General features: G+C 73.9%; 17 protein-coding genes and 1 tRNA gene. 10 read left to right on the top strand and 8 right to left on the bottom strand.

Annotation, left to right across the window (positions count from 1 at the left end):
• The first annotated feature begins 82 nt into the window (after positions 1 to 82).
• Positions 83 to 1435 (top strand): hypothetical protein, encoded by a 1353-nt coding sequence (locus rosag_RS03900; protein WP_284348723.1) that lies wholly within the window; start codon positions 83 to 85, stop codon positions 1433 to 1435.
• Positions 1436 to 1611: 176 nt separating this feature from the next.
• On the opposite strand, the gene rosag_RS03895 is transcribed toward rosag_RS03900, so the two are convergent.
• The 3 genes from rosag_RS03895 to rosag_RS03885 all read right to left on the bottom strand — a co-directional run bounded on the left by rosag_RS03895 (position 1612) and on the right by rosag_RS03885 (position 3567).
• Positions 1612 to 1684: transfer RNA gene (locus rosag_RS03895), tRNA-Ala, on the bottom strand.
• Between the two features lie 327 nt (positions 1685 to 2011).
• Positions 2012 to 2431 carry a KGG domain-containing protein gene (locus rosag_RS03890; RefSeq protein ID WP_284348722.1) on the bottom strand — a complete coding sequence of 140 codons (420 nt, stop codon included), beginning with the start codon at positions 2429 to 2431 and terminating at the stop codon, positions 2012 to 2014.
• Positions 2432 to 2724: 293 nt separating this feature from the next.
• The gene (locus rosag_RS03885; protein WP_345784816.1) at positions 2725 to 3567 is read right to left on the bottom strand and encodes an SDR family oxidoreductase; all 843 of its coding nucleotides are present in this window, start codon (positions 3565 to 3567) and stop codon (positions 2725 to 2727) included.
• Positions 3568 to 3776: 209 nt separating this feature from the next.
• On the opposite strand from rosag_RS03885, the gene rnz reads away from it, so the two are divergent.
• Positions 3777 to 4700 (top strand): ribonuclease Z, encoded by a 924-nt coding sequence (gene rnz, locus rosag_RS03880; RefSeq protein WP_284348720.1) that lies wholly within the window; start codon positions 3777 to 3779, stop codon positions 4698 to 4700.
• A 136-nt stretch (positions 4701 to 4836) separates the two neighbouring features.
• On the opposite strand, the gene rosag_RS03875 is transcribed toward rnz, so the two are convergent.
• The 4 genes from rosag_RS03875 to rosag_RS03860 are packed head-to-tail and all read right to left on the bottom strand — an operon-like array spanning position 4837 to position 7457.
• Positions 4837 to 5148, bottom strand: coding sequence for a hypothetical protein (locus rosag_RS03875; protein ID WP_284348719.1), 312 nt, complete (start codon positions 5146 to 5148; stop codon positions 4837 to 4839).
• On the bottom strand, positions 5145 to 5615 hold the full coding sequence (locus rosag_RS03870) for a DUF2203 domain-containing protein (RefSeq protein ID WP_284348718.1): 471 nt from the start codon (positions 5613 to 5615) through the stop codon (positions 5145 to 5147). The genes rosag_RS03875 and rosag_RS03870 overlap by 4 nt, the downstream gene beginning before the upstream one ends.
• 35 nt (positions 5616 to 5650) lie before the next feature.
• On the bottom strand, positions 5651 to 6178 hold the full coding sequence (locus tag rosag_RS03865) for an acyl-CoA thioesterase (protein WP_284348717.1): 528 nt from the start codon (positions 6176 to 6178) through the stop codon (positions 5651 to 5653).
• Between the two features lie 34 nt (positions 6179 to 6212).
• Positions 6213 to 7457 (bottom strand): hypothetical protein, encoded by a 1245-nt coding sequence (locus rosag_RS03860; protein ID WP_284348716.1) that lies wholly within the window; start codon positions 7455 to 7457, stop codon positions 6213 to 6215.
• Positions 7458 to 7584: 127 nt separating this feature from the next.
• Here rosag_RS03860 and rosag_RS03855 point away from each other — a divergent pair, with 127 nt between their 5' ends.
• The 8 genes from rosag_RS03855 to rosag_RS03820 all read left to right on the top strand — a co-directional run bounded on the left by rosag_RS03855 (position 7585) and on the right by rosag_RS03820 (position 14468).
• On the top strand, positions 7585 to 8841 hold the full coding sequence (locus rosag_RS03855; protein ID WP_284348715.1) for a putative glycoside hydrolase: 1257 nt from the start codon (positions 7585 to 7587) through the stop codon (positions 8839 to 8841).
• A 52-nt stretch (positions 8842 to 8893) separates the two neighbouring features.
• Positions 8894 to 9361: a MarR family winged helix-turn-helix transcriptional regulator gene (locus rosag_RS03850; protein WP_284348714.1), complete on the top strand. Its 468-nt coding sequence runs from the start codon at positions 8894 to 8896 to the stop codon at positions 9359 to 9361.
• A gap of 66 nt (positions 9362 to 9427) precedes the next feature.
• Entirely contained in the window at positions 9428 to 9865 is a 438-nt protein-coding gene (locus tag rosag_RS03845; protein WP_284348713.1) for a DoxX family protein, read from the top strand.
• A gap of 20 nt (positions 9866 to 9885) precedes the next feature.
• A complete protein-coding gene (locus tag rosag_RS03840; protein ID WP_284348712.1) occupies positions 9886 to 10827 on the top strand; it encodes a VOC family protein in 942 nt (313 codons plus the stop codon).
• A 3-nt stretch (positions 10828 to 10830) separates the two neighbouring features.
• A complete protein-coding gene (locus rosag_RS03835; RefSeq protein WP_284348711.1) occupies positions 10831 to 11523 on the top strand; it encodes an alpha/beta hydrolase in 693 nt (230 codons plus the stop codon).
• A 34-nt stretch (positions 11524 to 11557) separates the two neighbouring features.
• Entirely contained in the window at positions 11558 to 12241 is a 684-nt protein-coding gene (locus rosag_RS03830; protein ID WP_284348710.1) for an NADPH-dependent FMN reductase, read from the top strand.
• A gap of 32 nt (positions 12242 to 12273) precedes the next feature.
• Positions 12274 to 13224 carry a ring-cleaving dioxygenase gene (locus rosag_RS03825; protein ID WP_284348709.1) on the top strand — a complete coding sequence of 317 codons (951 nt, stop codon included), beginning with the start codon at positions 12274 to 12276 and terminating at the stop codon, positions 13222 to 13224.
• Positions 13225 to 13397: 173 nt separating this feature from the next.
• Positions 13398 to 14468, top strand: coding sequence for a hypothetical protein (locus tag rosag_RS03820; RefSeq protein WP_284348708.1), 1071 nt, complete (start codon positions 13398 to 13400; stop codon positions 14466 to 14468).
• A gap of 12 nt (positions 14469 to 14480) precedes the next feature.
• Here the strand turns inward: rosag_RS03820 and rosag_RS03815 are convergent, their stop codons facing one another.
• Positions 14481 to 16220, bottom strand: coding sequence for a M28 family peptidase (locus tag rosag_RS03815; protein ID WP_284348707.1), 1740 nt, complete (start codon positions 16218 to 16220; stop codon positions 14481 to 14483).
• Positions 16221 to 16298 lie beyond the last annotated feature (78 nt).

Genomic DNA, 16298 nt, shown 5'->3' with positions numbered 1-16298 from the left:
GCACCGGAACAGCTCGCGCGAGGCTTAGTATTGTACCCGGCCCCGAAAGCCGTCGCAACCCCCGCCGTCCCCTGCCGCGCCCTTGTCAGAGCCTCGCCGAAGCCATTCGCTGCCCGCCGAAACGAGCCGCATCGCACGCCCCCTGACCGCCGCGCTCGCGTGCCTCGCGGTCGCGTCGTGCGACGGGGCCGCGCGCGCCTTCGGCCCCTCGCCGGCGGCCGCGCGCGCGCACGTCGAGGACTTCTTCGGCGGCCTGGGCGTGCGCTTCGTGGACGTGCAGCGGAACGCCAAGTTCACCACCGCGCGCGGCAAGCTCGCCCGCCACGCCCTCTCGCCGTCGAAGGTCTGGGGCGACACCTCGGTGTGGACCGGGCAGGCCGCCAGCACGCGGACGCTCCAGCTCGAGGGGAGCTCCGACGGCCGGCGCTACACCTTCCGCGCGGCGTCCGACGTCCCGGCGCCCGACAAGCCCGGCGACGCCCGCCACGTCATGCGCCTCGCGCGGATGGGCGGCGACGGCGAGTGGCAGTGGAACACCGCGGTCGAGCACGCGGTCGGCCGGGCGCGCGCGGGCGACGTCGCCAGCGCGATGACCCTCGGCATCGCCCAGCTGGCACGCCCGCAGGCCGACCTCCGGCCAGTCCTCCGCACCGGCCTCCCCCGCACCGCCGCCGCGCTCGGCCGCCTGCTGACGCTCGAGGAGGCGCGGAGCACCCCGCTGGCCGACGGCTCGCGCGTCGTCGACATCCGCGCCCGCTTCGAGACCGGCCGGCTGAAGGCGACGATGCCGGCCTTCGCGGCGTACGTCGAGAAGTGGGTCCACCCGTCGAAGATGGCGTTCGCGCTCACCGACGCCCGCGGGAGCGCGCGCTGGCTCGAGCTCCGGCTCCGCGACGACGTCCTCACCGTGCGTCTCCGCACCCGCGCCGACGGCGCGCTGCTGGCGCTCGACGGCCCGGCGCGCCCGATGCCCGACACCGTGCAGCTGCGGACCGACGCGCGGATCCACTACATGGTCTTCGACGTCGGCATGGACCAGCTGGTCGGCGAGATGACGGCCGTGCGCGGCGCCCACGAGCGCGGCTGGAACGTCCGCTGGCGGCGCGCCCCCGAGTGGCACATCCCCCTCGGCGTCCGCCACCTGATGAGCGGGACCCTCAACCGGCCGTTCGAGGCCGAGGGGATGCTGCTGCGCCTCGCGCTGCGCGACTCGGACGCGGGGCAGACGCTGCTCGTCCGGCGCTTCGACGTCGCGGTCAAGGAGAGCGCCATCGTCCGCTGGTTCGGCGCGCTCGGCTCCCGCGCGATGGACGACTTCTCCGGCCGCGCGGAGGTGGAGGAGAACCGCTTCCTGGCCGAGCTGCTGTTTGCGATGCGGGCCGACCTCGGCGCCACGCTGACCGGCGCCGCCGCCACGGCCACCGCCGAGCCCTGAGGACCGAGACGGCCGGAAATGCGAGAGGCCGAGGACTCGTGTGAGTCTTCGGCCTCTCGCGTCACGTGACGCTAGCCACGCGCGCTGTCATTGGAACTCTCCGTCCTACCGAGCAGCGGCGGGCAGCGTAATCCTGAATCGCAAGCCTCGTACCGTCGAACTTGCCGTACGATTTATGGAGCTGAGGGGGATCGAACCCCTGACCTCACCGATGCGAACGGTGCGCTCTCCCAGCTGAGCTACAGCCCCGTGATGGGATCGAAAACGGCCCCGCGACTGGTCGCCGGGGCCGAACCGACGCAGGGAAATGTAGCGGTGAAGCTTGCCGTGTCAAGCACGCGACGGTGTCGCCCGGACGCCTCGGCCATCGCGTCCGCAGCATGGACGCCGCACCCCGCACGGACGTCACAGACCCCCTCGCCCCGGTGAGACTGGCCGCGCGGCCAGGCCACACCCCCGCATGCACACCGCCCCGTCGCGCTCCGGTGAGGGGAGCGCGACGGGGCGGCGTGCGTGGCGGCCGGCCTCGCGGGTCGGGCGCGTCGTGCCGGACGGGTGGGTCCTGCGATCGGCGCCCTAGCGGGCGTCGAGGTCCCGCGCGTCCGTGCTCGTGTTCTGACGCAGCCCGCTCCCGCCAGACTGCCCGCGATCCGACGGACTGCTCGTCTCACGGCTGACCATGCGCTGCATCTCGCGGTCGGGCGAGACGCCGCCACGCTGCTGCTCGCGCTGGATGCGGCTCGCGCGGCTGCGCGACTCGCCTCCCTCGCGCCCGATGGCGGCCATGTGGGCGCGGTCGCGGCTCACCGCGATCCCGCCCTTCTGCCCGGCCACGCGCGCCTCGTCGGACGACCACTCGTGCGCGGTCCCCTTGGCGTGCGCGGCGCGGCCGCCCTTGCTGGCGATCTCGCGCTGGCGGTTCGCATCCATCGACGCGAAGCCGCGCTTGCTCTTCCCGCCGTTCCCGTTGGTGTTTCCGTTCGCGTTGCCGGCCATGGTGGTTCCCTCCACGCTCGTGCCCCGGACTGCGCTCCCATCGGCGACCAGCATGCGTCGCCGCGGAGCAGGATCCCGCCGCCTCTCTCGTGCGTGCGTGCCGGCCCCTGCGAGCAAACTGCGGGCCGTCGGCGGCCTCGTGCGCCGATTTGCACCCGAGGCCGCCTGCGAACGGACCGGCGCCACCCCTCACGGAATGCCGCACCGGGCCGCCACTGCAACGCGCCGCCGGGCCGCGGGGCGCGTTCCATCACGAGCTGCCGTCCACGAGCTGCCGTGCCGTCCTGCGTCCTTCAGCCAGCCGTCGTCTCCCCGCCCAGGAGCGCGAGCACCTCGCCGGTGATGTAGCTCGAGTCCGCCGTCGACGCGAAGAACACGAAAGCCGGCGCCATCTCCTCCGGCTGCGCGGGTCGCTTCATGGGCGTGTCCTTCCCGAACTCCGCCACCTGCTCCGCGGGCTTCGACTGCGGGTTGAGCGGCGTCCATACCGGACCCGGCGCCACGCAGTTCACGCGAATCTTTCGCTCGACGAGCTGTTGCGCCAGAGATTTCGTGAAAGCGTGGATCGCGCCCTTCGTCGCCGAGTAGTCGAGGAGCGTCTTGCTACCCTCGAGCCCGGTTACGGAACCGGTGTTGATGATGCTCGAGCCCGGCCTCAGATGCGGCAGCGCCGCGCGCGCGAACCAGAAGTACGCGAAGATGTTCGTGCGGAACGTCTTCTCGAATTCCTCGTCGGTGATGTCCGCGATGCTCTCCTTGTCCTTCTGGTGCGCGGCGTTGTTGACGAGGATGTCGAGCTTCCCCAGCTCGCGCACCGTGCGCTCCACCGCCTCGCGGCAGAACGCCGCGTCGGTCACGTCGCCCGCGATCAGCACGCAGCGGCGCCCCTCGGCCTCCACCGCCCGCTTCGTCTCGTCGGCGTCGCGTTGCTCGACGGGGAGGTACACGATCGCGACGTCGGCGCCCTCGCGCGCGTAGAGCACCGCCACCGCGCGGCCGATCCCCGAGTCGCCGCCGGTGATCAGCGCCGCCTTGCCGTGCAGCTTCCCCGCGGCGCGATACGACGGCGCCTCGTACTGCGGACGGAGCGTGAGGTCGGCCTCGAGCCCCGGCTCCTCCTGGTGCTGCGCGGGCATCTGCGCGGGATAGAGATCCACGCGGTCGTCGGGGTTCACGCGCGGCCGCGAAGCGCGGTCGTCGGGGGGTGCGGCCATCGGCATCCTCTCACGGGCGACGGGGAGCGGGATCCAACATGGGATCCCAGGAATCGTCGGCCGTGGTCGCAGGGATCGCGCCCACGGTGTGCCGCGCGACCCGTCACCCGGCCCGGCTATATTCCGCGCCCATGTCGCTGACCCTCCGCTTCCTCGGCACCGCCGCCTCGCGTCCCACCGTCGAGCGCAACGTCTCGTCGATCGCCGTCATGCGCGAGGGCGAGACGCTGCTGGTGGACTGCGGCGAGGGCACCCAGCGCCAGATGATGCGCTACGGCATCTCGTTCGCGCTCAACGACATCTTCTTCACCCACATGCACACGGACCACGTGCTGGGGGTGATCGGGCTGACGCGCACGCTGCAGCTGCAGGGGCGCACCGCGGCGCTCCGCCTCTGGGGCCCGCGCGGCTCGGCGCGCGCGCTGCGACAGGCGACCGCGTTCGGCGGCGACCGCCTCACCTTCCCGATCGAGGTGCTCGAGGTCGAGCCGGGCACGCCGATCGCGCGCGACGAGTACGCCATCCTGCCGTACGAGGTCGAGCATCCCGGCAGCGTGGCGGTGGGCTACGCGATCGTGGAGCCGGAGCGCCGCGGACGCTTCAACCCCGACCTCGCGCGCGAGCTGGGCGTGCCCGAGGGCCCGCTCTGGGGCCAGCTGCACCGCGGCCGGACGATCACGCTCGACGACGGCCGCACGGTGGACCCGGCGACGCTCGTGGGCCCCACGCGCCCCGGCCGCACGGTGGTCATCACCGGCGACACGCGCCCCTGCGCCGCGACGGTGGACGTCGCGAAGGGCGCCGACCTCCTGGTGCACGAGGCGACCTTCGCCGACGACGAGGCGGACCGCGCGCGCGAGACGGGACACTCGACCGCGCGCGAGGCCGCGCAGGTCGCGCGCGTGGCCGAGGTGCGGCGCCTCGCGCTCACGCACATCTCGGCGCGCTACTCGCGCGACGCGCGCGAGCTGGAGGCGCAGGCGAGGCAGCTCTTCCCGGAGTGCGCGGTGGTGCGGGACGGGACGGAGATCGAAGTGCCGTACCGCGAGATCTGATACGGCGGAGGACGGAACGGCGTGAAACGATAAGGCGGACCCTTCGAGCTTGACGCTTCAAGCCGAGAGGTCCGCCGTTCCGTTTCACGCCGTACCGCTTTCCGCCGTACCGGTTTCCGCCGTTCCGTCCTCGGCCTTATCCTGGTTCGAAACGGGGTACGTGGCTATCGACCCGCATCGACTTCCGGTACAGCCGCAACAGCGCCCGGTCGTCGAGCGACTTCAGCACGTCGGCGGAGCTGAGGCGCGCGGTGGGATCGCTCGCTTCGGGGCCGGTCGCGAGGAACCAGTTGTAGCGGTCCTGGCGTGAGGTCGCGTCGGGGTGGAGGAAGACCACCATCGCATTGCTCGCGCCCGGCGCGCGCACCTCGACCGTCCACATCGTCCCGTCCGGCCCGCGGAAGGCGCGGCGCGCGGAGTCCTGGAGGCCCAGCTTCCACGGCTTCATGCGGGCCCTCCGGACATCGTGGCCGACGCGGCGACGGGCGCCGTGACGATCGCGCCCTCGATCGGCTGCCGGCCCCCGAAGCCGGCGTCACGGCGGTGCCACCAGTCGACGGTCGTCTCGCCGACCTTCCAGCACAGGTACGCGGGCGCGCCGTCGATCAGCGCGGGGAAGTCGATCAGGCCCTCGTCCAGCGACTTGCACTCGACGCCGATGGCGGCGAGCTCGCCGAGCGAGGCCTGGATGTCGGAGGCCAGCTCCTGCGTCTCGCGCTGCAGGCGGCGCTGCGTCTCCGCCGGGAGCGGCGTGCGGGCGCCCGAGCCCGCGACCTCGATCGCGCGCACGCGGGCACGCCAGCGCGCGTAGTCGCGCACCAGGTCCTCGGCGATCCGCCGCACGTACGGCAGCGTGCGGTTCGCGCGGTCGACGGTGTAGAGCGTCTCGGGAACGGCGGGTTCGAGGCGTGACACGGAGCGTGGGCTCGGGTCGGGTCGCGGTGGACGGATCATGCGGTCGGGGCGGGCGTCGCGCTCGCGGGCTCGGGCGCACGGCCCTGCTCCGCGTGCCGCTCCTCGAGACGGCGGCGACGGCGCTCGCGCGCCGCCTCGTAGCGGCGCACCTCGTCGGGCATCTCGGGGCGCAGCGGCGGCACCTCGATCGGACGGCCGTTCCGGTCCACGGCGACGAAGGTCAGGTAGCAGGAGTTGGTGTGGCGGCGCCGTCCCGTCGTGAGCTCCTCGGCTTCGACGCGCACGCCGACCTCCATCGACGTGCGGCCCACGAAGTTGACGCTCGCCTTCATCACGACCAGGTCGCCGACGTGGATCGGCTCCCGGAAGTCGACGCGATCGATGCTGACGGTCACGCAATTGTTGCGCGCGTGGCGAAACGCCGCCACTGCCGCGGCGGTGTCCATCATCGAGAGGATGACGCCGCCGAACACGTGCCCGAGGTTGTTCGCGTGCTCGGGCATCATGAGCTGGGACGTCTCGTGCTGGCTCTCGCGCGGCGTGCGCGGGGTGAAGAGCGACATGCGGGTGTGCGGGAGGATCGGGCGTCGGCGCGCGTCAGTGCGACGCGGCCGACGTGTGGCGCGCGAGCGACGGCGACGCCACGCGTGGCGCCACGCGTGGCGCCACGCGTGGCGCCACGCCCGGGCGCCAGCTGACGCTCGTAGTCACGTCGCCGTAGAACGCGCTCTCGTCGAACGCGCGGCGCAGCGCGCGGCGCGCGGAGTCGGAGAGCACGGCGCGCGAGAGCGGGAGCACCTGGTGCACGGGCGCGCCGACGTCGCCCAGCGGCACCGCGCGCCGCGCGCCCGGCACGCGCAGCGCGAGCCGCGTCCCGCCGCCCGCGACGGGCCGCGCGACCAGCTCCGCCGCGCGGCCGAGCGGGACGCGCGCCTCGCTGGAGTCGGGGCGCCAGCGCGGCAGCGTGCGCGCGACGTCGCGCCGCCACCAGAGCGGCGCCGGCGCCGGCAGCGGCGCGAGCGCGAGCGACACCGCGCGCCCCTCCGCGTCGCTGCCGAGCGCGACGAAGACCACCGCGGGCCCCGCGTCGACGGATGTGAGGCCGAAGCTCGTCGCGTCGAACCGCAGCGAGCGCAGCGCGCGCAGCGCCTGCGCGGCCGCGTCGCGCGGCTCGCCGTCGGCCAGCTGCCGCACCGAGTCCACGGCGGCGGCGAAGCGGCGGCGCCCGTCGGCCGTCAGCGCGGCCGCCGTGCGCGCGTCGAACAGCTCGTCGAGCGACGCGCGCCGGCCGGTGCGCAGGTCGACGACGGAGCGGCGCAGGCGGTGCTCGTGCGCGTCGCCGCGGCTCTCGACGTCGGCGCGATGCTCCACCGTCAGGTACGGGCCGAAGACGTCGAGCAGCGTGACCTCGGACGTCGCGACCGTCGCCGGCTCCTCCGCCGCGTCCTCCTCGGGCGCGAGCGGGCGCTCGTACGGGTTGGCGACGGCGTAGCGGTCGGCCAGCGTGCCGACGCGCGGGTCGTCGAACACCGCCAGCGAGTCGCCGCGCAGCAGGTCGCGCCGGAACACGCGCTGCGACGTGAAGACCGCGTCGTAGTACGACCGGTCGTCGTCGGCGGCGTACACCTCGTAGAGCCGGCCGTCCCAGCGCGCCAGCAGCAGCGGCGCGGCGCGCATGCGGGCGCCCGCGGTGCCGTCGGTGTCGGCGGCGATCCAGTAGGTGGAGTCGCCCGCGGCCACCAGGAGCTCGATGCCGGACGTCGCGCGCGCGCTGCCGTCGCCGCAGCCCGCGAGCGCCAGGAGCCTCGCGGCGAGCAGCCCCGCGCGGACGCGCGCGCGCACGCCACGTCGCACCCGCGGGGGTGCGCCTGGCGCGCCGGACGAGCGGGCGGAGGCTGGGGCGGGCACGGACATCGCGGACGGAATATAGCCGTTCCGGCTCCCTGCGCCCGTCCCGATTCTCGCCCGCATGCCCACACGCCGCGTCCGCGTCCGTCACGCGCTCGCCACGCTGCTCGCCATCGCGACCACCGCGACCGCCGCCTGCGACAGCCACCGCGCGGAGGCTGGCCCGCAGCCCGCGGCGGCGCCTGCCCCCCAGCCCGGACCCGCCGGCGCGACGGCGAAGGACGGCCAGGCACCCGACACGACGCAGGGGCCGAGCGGTCCGGGCGCGGCGGTCGCCGACTCCCTCGCGCGTGCCGCGTCGCCCGCGATCCGCGCGCTGTACGTGAACCGGTTCGCGGCGCAGAGCGCGCGGCGCATGCGCGAGCTGGTGGCGCTCGCCGACTCGACGGAGGTCAACGCGCTCGTCATCGACCTGAAGGACGAGTTCGGGCTGAACTACCGCTCGGCCAACCCCGCGTTCGCGCAGAACGCGGGCGAGATGGCCAAGCTGCGCGACGTGCGCGCGCTCACCGACACGCTGCGCGCGCACGGCATCCTCCCGATCGCGCGGCTGGTCGTGTTCAAGGACTCGGTGACGGCGCGCGTGCACCCGCAGTGGACCATCCGCCGCCCCGACGGCTCCATCTGGCGCGACCACAAGGGGCTCGCGTGGGTCGATCCACACCAGCGCGAGCTCTGGGACTACAACATCGGCGTCGCGGAGGAGCTGGCGCGGCTCGGCTTCGGCGAGATCCAGTTCGACTACATCCGCTTTCCGGAGCCGTACGCGTCGCTGCCGCGGCAGGTCTTCCCCGGCGACAAGGGGCAGTCGAAGCCGGACGCGATCAGGGAGTTCCTGCAGACGGCCAATGCGCGCCTCGACAAGCTGGGCGTGCGCACGACCGCCGACATCTTCGGGCTGGTGACGACGGTCGGCGGCCCGCTGGAGGTCGCGCAGCACTGGGAGCGGCTGTCGCCCGTCACCGACGTGCTGCTGCCGATGGTGTATCCGTCGCACTATCCGCCGGGAAGCCTCGGCGTCGCGCGCCCCAACGCGGAGCCGTACCAGATCGTCTTCCGCGCGATCAAGCGCGCCCGCGAGCGCGACGCCGCGCTCGGGATCACGGGGCGCGAGAACGTGCGGCCGTACCTGCAGGCGTTCAGCCTCGGAAAGCCCGACTACGGGGCCGAGGAGGTGCGGCAGCAGAAGCAGGCCGTGTACGATGCGGGGTACGACGGCTGGGTGCTCTGGCACCCGGGCTCGAAGTACGCGCCGTTCGAGGCGGCGCTCGAGAAGGGCCCGCTCGCGTCGCGCAAGCGGACCGCCGCTGCTCGGTGACGCGGCACGGCCGCCCCTTGCGAAATAGTGTCACAACACTTAATGTTCCCGCATGCCACTCACGCTACGTGACGAGATCCGCCAGACCCGCCCCTTCCAGAGCCTGGAGCAGGAGGCGGCGCTCTCCATCGAGCGCACGTCCGTCGTGCTCAAGCACCGGACGCAGGAGTCGCTGCGCGAGTTCGGGATCACGGGGACGCAGCTGAACGTGCTGCGGATCCTGCGCGGCGCCGGGCCCGACGGCCTGTGCCGCAACGAGATCGGCGAGCGGCTGGTCTCGCAGGTCCCCGACGTGACCCGCCTGCTCGACCGCATGGAGGAGGCGGGGCTCGTGACCCGCGAGCGCAGCACGGAGGACCGCCGGCTGGTCCGCACGCGCATCACGCCGGACGGGCTCGCGCTCCTCGACCGCCTCGACGCCCCGCTGGTCGAGATGCACCGCGAGCAGCTCGGCCACCTGAGCCGAGAGCAGCTCCAGACGCTGATCGACCTGCTGGCGCTGGTACGACAGGGCGGCTGACCGCCGCCCGGTTCGTCCGCCCTCAAACGTGTTGTCACACCAGACGTTTACACGCCGGAGAATCCGATGACGACCGCAGCCTCCGCCCTCCGCCCTGCTCCGCGCATCGACCTCGGACTGCTCGTGCTGCGGGTGATCGTCGGCATCGTCTTCGCCGCGCACGGGTGGCAGAAGCTGTTCGTGTTCGGCTTCGCGGGCGTCGGCGGCGCCTTCGCGCAGATGGGCGCGCCACTGCCGAGCGTCACCGGTCCGCTGATCGGCTTCGTCGAGCTGCTCGGCGGCCTGGCGCTGGTCGCCGGGCTGCTGACGCGCCTCGCGGCGGTCGGCCTCGCGCTCGACATGCTGGGCGCGATCGTGCTGGTGCACGCGGCGGCCGGCTTCTTCGCGCCGAACGGCGTGGAGTTCGTGCTGACGCTCTGCGCCGGCGCGCTGACGCTGCTGCTCACGGGCGCGGGCCGCTACTCGCTCGACCACCGCATCGCGTCGCGCAGTGGCGCGCGCTGACCCATACGGAGACCACGATCATGGGCACGACGACGCAGGACATCTTCGGCGCGACGCCGGACGTCGCGCCGGCCACGCCCGGCAGCTACGGTCAGGCGCCCACGGGCTACCGCCTCCCCGAGGCGACGCGCCTCGGCGCGGTGCGGCTGCAGGTCGCCGACCTCGCGCGCTCGATCGCGTACTACGAGGGCACGCTCGGCCTCCGCGTGACGGACCGCGACGCGACGTCGGCGCGGCTGGCGGCGCACGGCGACGACGCGACGCTGGTGGAGCTGCGCGAGCGGCGCGGCGCGCGGCCGATGACGCAGCGCGGCCGGCTCGGCCTCTACCACTTCGCGATCCTCCTCCCCGACCGGGCGTCGCTCGGCCGCTTCGTGCGGCACCTCGCGGAGACGGGCGTCCGCGCGGGCGCGGGCGACCACCTCGTGAGCGAGGCGTTCTACCTGCAGGACTCCGACGGACTCGGCATCGAGGTCTACGCGGATCGTCCGCGCGAGACGTGGCGCCGAGTCGGCCGCGAGCTGATGATGGCCACCGATCCGGTGGACGTCGCGTCGCTCGTGCAGGCGGCGGGCAATGCGCCGTGGACGGGCATGCCGGCCGGCACGGTGATGGGCCACGTGCACCTGCACGTCGGCGACGTGGCGCGCGCGGCGGCGTTCTACGCGGACGGCATCGGCTTCGACCGGATGGTGTGGCAGTACCCGGGCGCGCTCTTCCTGGGCGCGGGCGGCTACCACCACCACCTGGGCACCAACACGTGGGCCGGCAGCGGCGCGCGCACGCCCACCGACGACGACGCGCGGCTGTCCGAGTGGACGATCGTGCTGCCGACCGCCACCGACGTCGACGCGGCGGCCGAGAGCCTGACGCGCGGCGGGCACGTGGTGACGCGCGAGGGACGCGACGCGCTCGCCACCGATCCATGGGGCACCACGGTGCGCCTGCGCGCGGAGGGCTGAGCGATGGCGCAGGAGACGGCTGCGCTCTCGCTCGTGCACCTGGTGCGCCCGCCCGTCACGCCGCCGGCGCCCGGCGAGCGCGCGCCGCTGCTGGTGCTGCTGCACGGCGTCGGCGGGAACGAGGAGGCGATGCTGGCGATCGCGCCCGCGATGGACCCGCGCTTCCTGATCGTCAGCGCGCGCGGCCCGCACGTGATGGGGCCGCGCGCGTTCGGGTGGTTCCACGTGACGTTCACGCCGCAGGGGCCGGCGATCGCCGCCGACGAGGCGGCCGCGAGCTGGGCGGCGATCGCGCGCTTCGTGGACGAGGCGGTCGCGGCCTACGAGGCGGACCCGGGGCGCGTGCACCTCGCCGGCTTCAGCCAGGGCGCGATCATGGGGCTGGCGACGCTGCTCACGGCGCCGGAGCGCGTGGCGGGCGTGGTGGCGATGAGCGGCCGGCTGCTGCCCGAGGTGCTGCCGCACGCCGCGCCCGATGCCGCGCTGGACGGGAAGGCGGTGCTGATCGTGCACGGCGTGGACGACCAGAAGCTCGGCGTCCACTACGCCCGCGGCGCGCGCGAGACGCTGGCGCGCTTCCCGCTGCGGCTGGACTACCGCGAGCTGCCGATGGGACACGCCATGACGTCCGAGAGCGTGGCCGAGGTGGCGCGCTGGCTCTCCGCGCGCCTCGTGGAACCGCCCGCGGCGCGCTGACCGTCCACCAACCCGAACGGCGCGAGGTGCGCTGATGCCGACCGACGAGCAGTCCACCGACCGCCGCCCCGTGCGCGTGCTGATCTTCGCCGCGTCGCTGCGCCAGCACTCGCTGAACGACCGGCTGGCGACGCTCGCCGAAACGGTGGTGCGCGAGAAGGGTGGCGTGGCGGACCGCGCGGCGATGTCGGACTTCGACTGCCCCTCGTACGACGGCGACGCGGAGAAGGAGGACGGGCTGCCCGAGGGCGCGCGGCGGCTGCGCGACCGGCTCGTGACCGCGGACGCGTGCATCATCGCGTCGCCCGAGTACAACGCGTCGATGCCCGGCGTGTTGAAGAACACGATCGACTGGGTGTCGCGCCATCGCCCGCAGCCGCTGAACGGGCGGCAGCTGCTGCTGCTCTCCGCGTCGCCGTCGATGGTGGGCGGCAACCGCGGGCTGTGGGCGCTGCGCGTGCCGCTGGAGCACCTGGGCGCGCGCGTCTATCCCGACATGTTCTCACTGGCGCAGGCGCACGAGGCGTTCGGCGACAACGGGCGCCTGTCGAACGCGACGCTGCAGCAGCGGTTCGAGAGCACGATCGAGTGCTTCCTCGACCTGGTCGAGGCGGCGAAGCACTACCGTGCGCTGAAGAAGCAGTGGGTGGAGTTCCTGGGCGAGCGCCCGGCCGCGGTCATCGACCGCGTGGAGCATACCAGCGTGGACGCGCGCTGAGCGCGCGCGCCGCATTCAATCGGAGTCCTTCCATGCAACTGACCGGCATCCACCACCTGACGGCCGTCTCGGCCAGCATCCGCGAGAACTTCCGCTTCTACACCGACGTGATGGGCATGCGGCTGGTGAAGCGGAGCGTGAACCAGGACGACGTCACGGCCTACCACCTGTTCTACGCCGACGCCGTCGGCTCGCCGGGCACGGACCTGACGTTCTTCGACTGGTCGGTGCCGCGCGAGCGGCGCGGCTCGCGCACGATCACGCGCACCCACCTGCGCGTGCAGGGTGGCGACTCGCTGGAGTACTGGGCGCGCCGGCTCACGGAGCACGGCATCGCGCACGGCGGCATCGTGCAGCGCGACGGCCGCGCGACGCTCGACTTCGACGACCGCGAGGGCCAGCGGCTGGCGCTCGTGGACGACGGCGGCGCGGGCGATCCGCCGACGCCGTGGACGCGCAGTCCCGTGCCGCCCGAGCACCAGATCCGCGGGCTGGGCCCGATCGTGATGAGCGTGCCGAGCCTGCAGCCGACGGACGTCGTGGTGGAGCAGGTGCTCAACATGCGCCGCGTGCGCGACTACCCGCACCCCGACAACGCGCGCCACACCGTGCACGTGTACGAGATGGGCGCGGGTGGCCCCCATGCGGAGCTGCACGTCGCGGTGCAGCCGAACCTCCCGGCTGCGTCTCCGGGCGCCGGCGGCGTGCACCACGTCGCGTTCCGCAGCCCCGACGCCGACTACGAGGCGTGGGCCGAGCGGCTGAACACGATGGGCGTGCCGAACAGCGGCGAGGTCGATCGCTACTGGTTCCGCTCCCTGTACCTGCGCGAGCCGAACGGCGTGCTGTTCGAGATCGCGACCGACGGCCCCGGCTTCGCGGTCGACGAGGATCCCGCGACGCTCGGCGAGAAGGTGGTGCTGGCGCCGTTCCTCGAGCCGCGCCGCGAGGCCATCCTCGCGAACCTGAAGCCGATCGACTGAGGGAGGCGCATGGCACGCGTGTCATTCGGTGACACGCGTGTCAGAGGTGACCGGTGGAATCGACCGGTCGTCGTGCGTGCGCATGCGACGGGTGGGCGACGATGCCCACCCGTCGTCACGTTCCCTCCCGCACGTCCGGCGTTCGCGCGCACGAGTGCGACCGACCGCCCGCCTTGCGATCGATCCGAACCACCCGCACGCGCCGTCTCGCCCTCGCGCTCGCCGCGACCGGCACGCTCGTTCTCGGCACGCTCGCGTCCATCGGACGCACGCCGCTGCTCTGGCCCGCGCTGCGCGCGGTCGCGCGCACGAGCCCCGGCTGGCTCGATCCGCATCCCGCACCCGACGCCGGCACGTTCGCGCGCATGCGCGCGCTGGCCGCGCACACGACCGCGATGGCCGTGCAGTACGCGGCGATGGAGCGGCTGCGCGCCGCGCACCCGGAGCCGGCCGACGCCGACGACGCGACGCGCATCATGACCGTGCTGATGCCGCTGCGCCGCGCGCTGGTCACGCAGTGGCAGGTCGCGCACGCGGCCGCGGACTGGCCGGTGGCGCTGGCGGGCCTCGGCTGGTGCGATCAGGTGAACGGCACGGCGGCGATCGCGCTGGCGCCCGTCTTCGGCGGCGCGGAGCTCGTCGGCGTCGCGGGGCGCGAGCCGACGGGCGGCCACTCGTTCGGGCGCGTGTGGTCGGCGCGCGAGCGGCGGTGGCTGTACTTCGACGTCTGGGGCGACGCGGTCACGGTGCTGGCGCTCGACGCGCGCGGCGTGCCGCACGTGCTCGCGCACGCGCGCATCGGCGACGCCGCGCCGGCGAGCGTGCGCGCGGGCCTCGCGGAGATCTACGGGCGCACCGCGCAGGGCGTCGTGCACAACGTGCTGGCGCCGTCGTTCGGCGGCTACCTGCTGGACAAGTGGCGCTCGGGCATGCGCCGGCTCGCGCCCGCGCCGGCCGCAGCGCCGTCAGCAGTGGTCGCGTCGTCGGGCGACGCAGCGCCCGCACGCGCCGCGACGCCGCTGCCGGTGCGCGGAAGCGACGCGCGCACGGCCGCCGCGTACGTGGACGGCCGCCTGCGCCAGCTCGAGGGCGACACGGCGCGGGCGCGCGTCGCCTACTGCGGCGTGCTGCGGGACGGTGCGCTCGCGCCGGCGCTCGCCGGTGCCGCCCGCGCGCTCGTCGGCCAGCTCGGCGCCACGTGCGTCGAGGGGGCGCAGCTCGCGAGCCGCGCCCCCTCGATCTGAGTCACTCCCGACTCACTGCACGCACTGCCCGCGCGGGTCGGGCTTCGGCGCGCTGAGCGCCGGCCGGTGGTCGAGGCTCGCGACGCGCAGCGCGACGTCGTGGATCAGCTGCGTCACCGCCGCGTACTTGGGATAGTCGAGGTACTGCGGCTCGTCGGTCACCATGTGGTAGTCGCGGTGGCCGCCCGTCGAGAAGAACACGACCGGGATGCCGTAGCGCGCGTACATGTAGTGGTCGCTGCGGCAGTAGTACTGCTCGGGGTGCCCGTTCGCATCGTAGGTGTAGTCGAAGCGGAACGGTGTCGGGCGCGCCGCGCTGCCGACCGACTCGACGAGCGCGCCCAGCTCGGTCGACAGGCGCTTGGAGCCGATGAGCTGCACGTACGCCGGGCCGCCCTCCTGCAGGTCGCTCGCGCTGCCGCGCCCGATCATGTCGACGTTCAGCTGCGCGACGATCGAGTCGCGCGACACGGTCGGGTGGTCGGTGAAGTACTGCGCGCCGAACAGCCCCGCCTCCTCGCCCGTGTGCCACACGAACAGGAGCGAGCGCTTGGGCTTCACGCGCGCGGCCGCGACGCTCTCCGCGATCTCGAGCAGCGCCATCGAGCCGGAGCCGTCGTCGTCCGCGCCGTTGTAGATCGAGTCCTGGCGCGCGGGACGCAGCGCGCGCAGGCTGTCGATCATGCGGCGGATGCGCGTGGCCTCCTCGGCGGTCACCGGACGCTCCGGGCTGTCGGCGCCGCCGGGACGCGTCACGGTGAGCACCGTGCGCAGCGAGTCGTGGTCCACCGGCTCGTGATCGAAGCCGACGTGATCGTTGTGCGCGCCGATCGCGACGAAGGTGTTGCGCAGCACCGGATCGGAGCCGCGCAGGATCGCGACGACGTTGCGGCCGGGCGCCGGCTGCGTCTCGAACGCGATGCTGCCGCGCGCGATGCGGCCCTGCGCGCCCGGCGTGGCGCCGGCGAGCGGCGTGCCCAGGAGCGTGGCCGCCGCGTCGCGCGTCACCCACACGAACGCCGGCTGCGCGTTCGCGCTCGGCCGCGGTCCGGCGGCCATCCCGCGCACGCCGACCGCGGGCTCCATCAGCTGCGCCGTGAACGCCGGCGGGATGCCGTCGAGCCCCGCCACCGCGATCGCCGCCGCATTCGCGAAGCGCTGCACGATCGGGATGCGCAGGTTGTTCCAGGTCGGACGCCCCGCAGCGTCGAGCGGCGTGGAGACGACGACGACCTTGCCCGCCACCGCGTCGCCCGCGAGCAGCGCCGCGTCGCCCCACGTGCCCGCGTAGACGATGGGCAGCCCGTCGAACGGGCGGATGGCGGCGATCGGATCGCGCGGCACGAAGTCGCTGCCGAGCGTGAGCGGCGCGCCCTCGGCGCCGAACGCGCTGCCGGCGACGAGCGCGCGGCGCTCGACGGCGCTCTGGAAGTACGTGCCGTTCTCGCCCGCCGGCTCGAGGCCGAGGCGACGCAGCTCGCCGGCGATGTAGTCGGTCGCGCGGTCGTTGTGGACGCTGCCGACCTGTCGCCCCATCAGCGAGTCGTCCGCGTAGAGGTAGACACGCGTCATCAGGTCCGCGGGCGTGATCGCCGCCGTCGTCGGCCGCGGCGCGTGCTTGAGCGGCAGCTCGGCCTGCGCGGACCTCGCCGGCGCGTCCTTGGTGACGCGTGGCGTCGCGGGCGCCTGCGCGGCCAGGGGGAGCGCGCACAGCGGCAGCGCGGCGAGCGCGTGGCGGAACGAGAGAGGCATGGATCGGGATGTGGGGGGCGTGCGGATCGACCGGAAGGCTACATCGTCCCGCGCCCGGCCGCGGTGGACCGGGGCTGA

This window comes from Roseisolibacter agri (genome assembly GCF_030159095.1).
Classification (GTDB): Bacteria; Gemmatimonadota; Gemmatimonadetes; order Gemmatimonadales; family Gemmatimonadaceae; genus Roseisolibacter; species Roseisolibacter agri.
The sequence above is the reverse complement of the archived record's forward strand: the minus strand, read 5'-3'. Positions and strand labels throughout refer to the sequence as shown.

Coding starts and splice junctions, on each gene's coding strand:
- rosag_RS03890 (WP_284348722.1), bottom strand. CDS start 2,431: ATGGCCGGCAACGCGAACGGAAACACCAACGGGAACGGCGGGAAGAGC.
- rosag_RS03885 (WP_345784816.1), bottom strand. CDS start 3,567: ATGCCCGCGCAGCACCAGGAGGAGCCGGGGCTCGAGGCCGACCTCACG.
- rnz (WP_284348720.1), top strand. CDS start 3,777: ATGTCGCTGACCCTCCGCTTCCTCGGCACCGCCGCCTCGCGTCCCACC.
- rosag_RS03875 (WP_284348719.1), bottom strand. CDS start 5,148: ATGAAGCCGTGGAAGCTGGGCCTCCAGGACTCCGCGCGCCGCGCCTTC.
- rosag_RS03865 (WP_284348717.1), bottom strand. CDS start 6,178: ATGTCGCTCTTCACCCCGCGCACGCCGCGCGAGAGCCAGCACGAGACG.
- rosag_RS03855 (WP_284348715.1), top strand. CDS start 7,585: ATGCCCACACGCCGCGTCCGCGTCCGTCACGCGCTCGCCACGCTGCTC.
- rosag_RS03850 (WP_284348714.1), top strand. CDS start 8,894: ATGCCACTCACGCTACGTGACGAGATCCGCCAGACCCGCCCCTTCCAG.
- rosag_RS03845 (WP_284348713.1), top strand. CDS start 9,428: ATGACGACCGCAGCCTCCGCCCTCCGCCCTGCTCCGCGCATCGACCTC.
- rosag_RS03840 (WP_284348712.1), top strand. CDS start 9,886: ATGGGCACGACGACGCAGGACATCTTCGGCGCGACGCCGGACGTCGCG.
- rosag_RS03835 (WP_284348711.1), top strand. CDS start 10,831: ATGGCGCAGGAGACGGCTGCGCTCTCGCTCGTGCACCTGGTGCGCCCG.
- rosag_RS03830 (WP_284348710.1), top strand. CDS start 11,558: ATGCCGACCGACGAGCAGTCCACCGACCGCCGCCCCGTGCGCGTGCTG.
- rosag_RS03825 (WP_284348709.1), top strand. CDS start 12,274: ATGCAACTGACCGGCATCCACCACCTGACGGCCGTCTCGGCCAGCATC.
- rosag_RS03815 (WP_284348707.1), bottom strand. CDS start 16,220: ATGCCTCTCTCGTTCCGCCACGCGCTCGCCGCGCTGCCGCTGTGCGCG.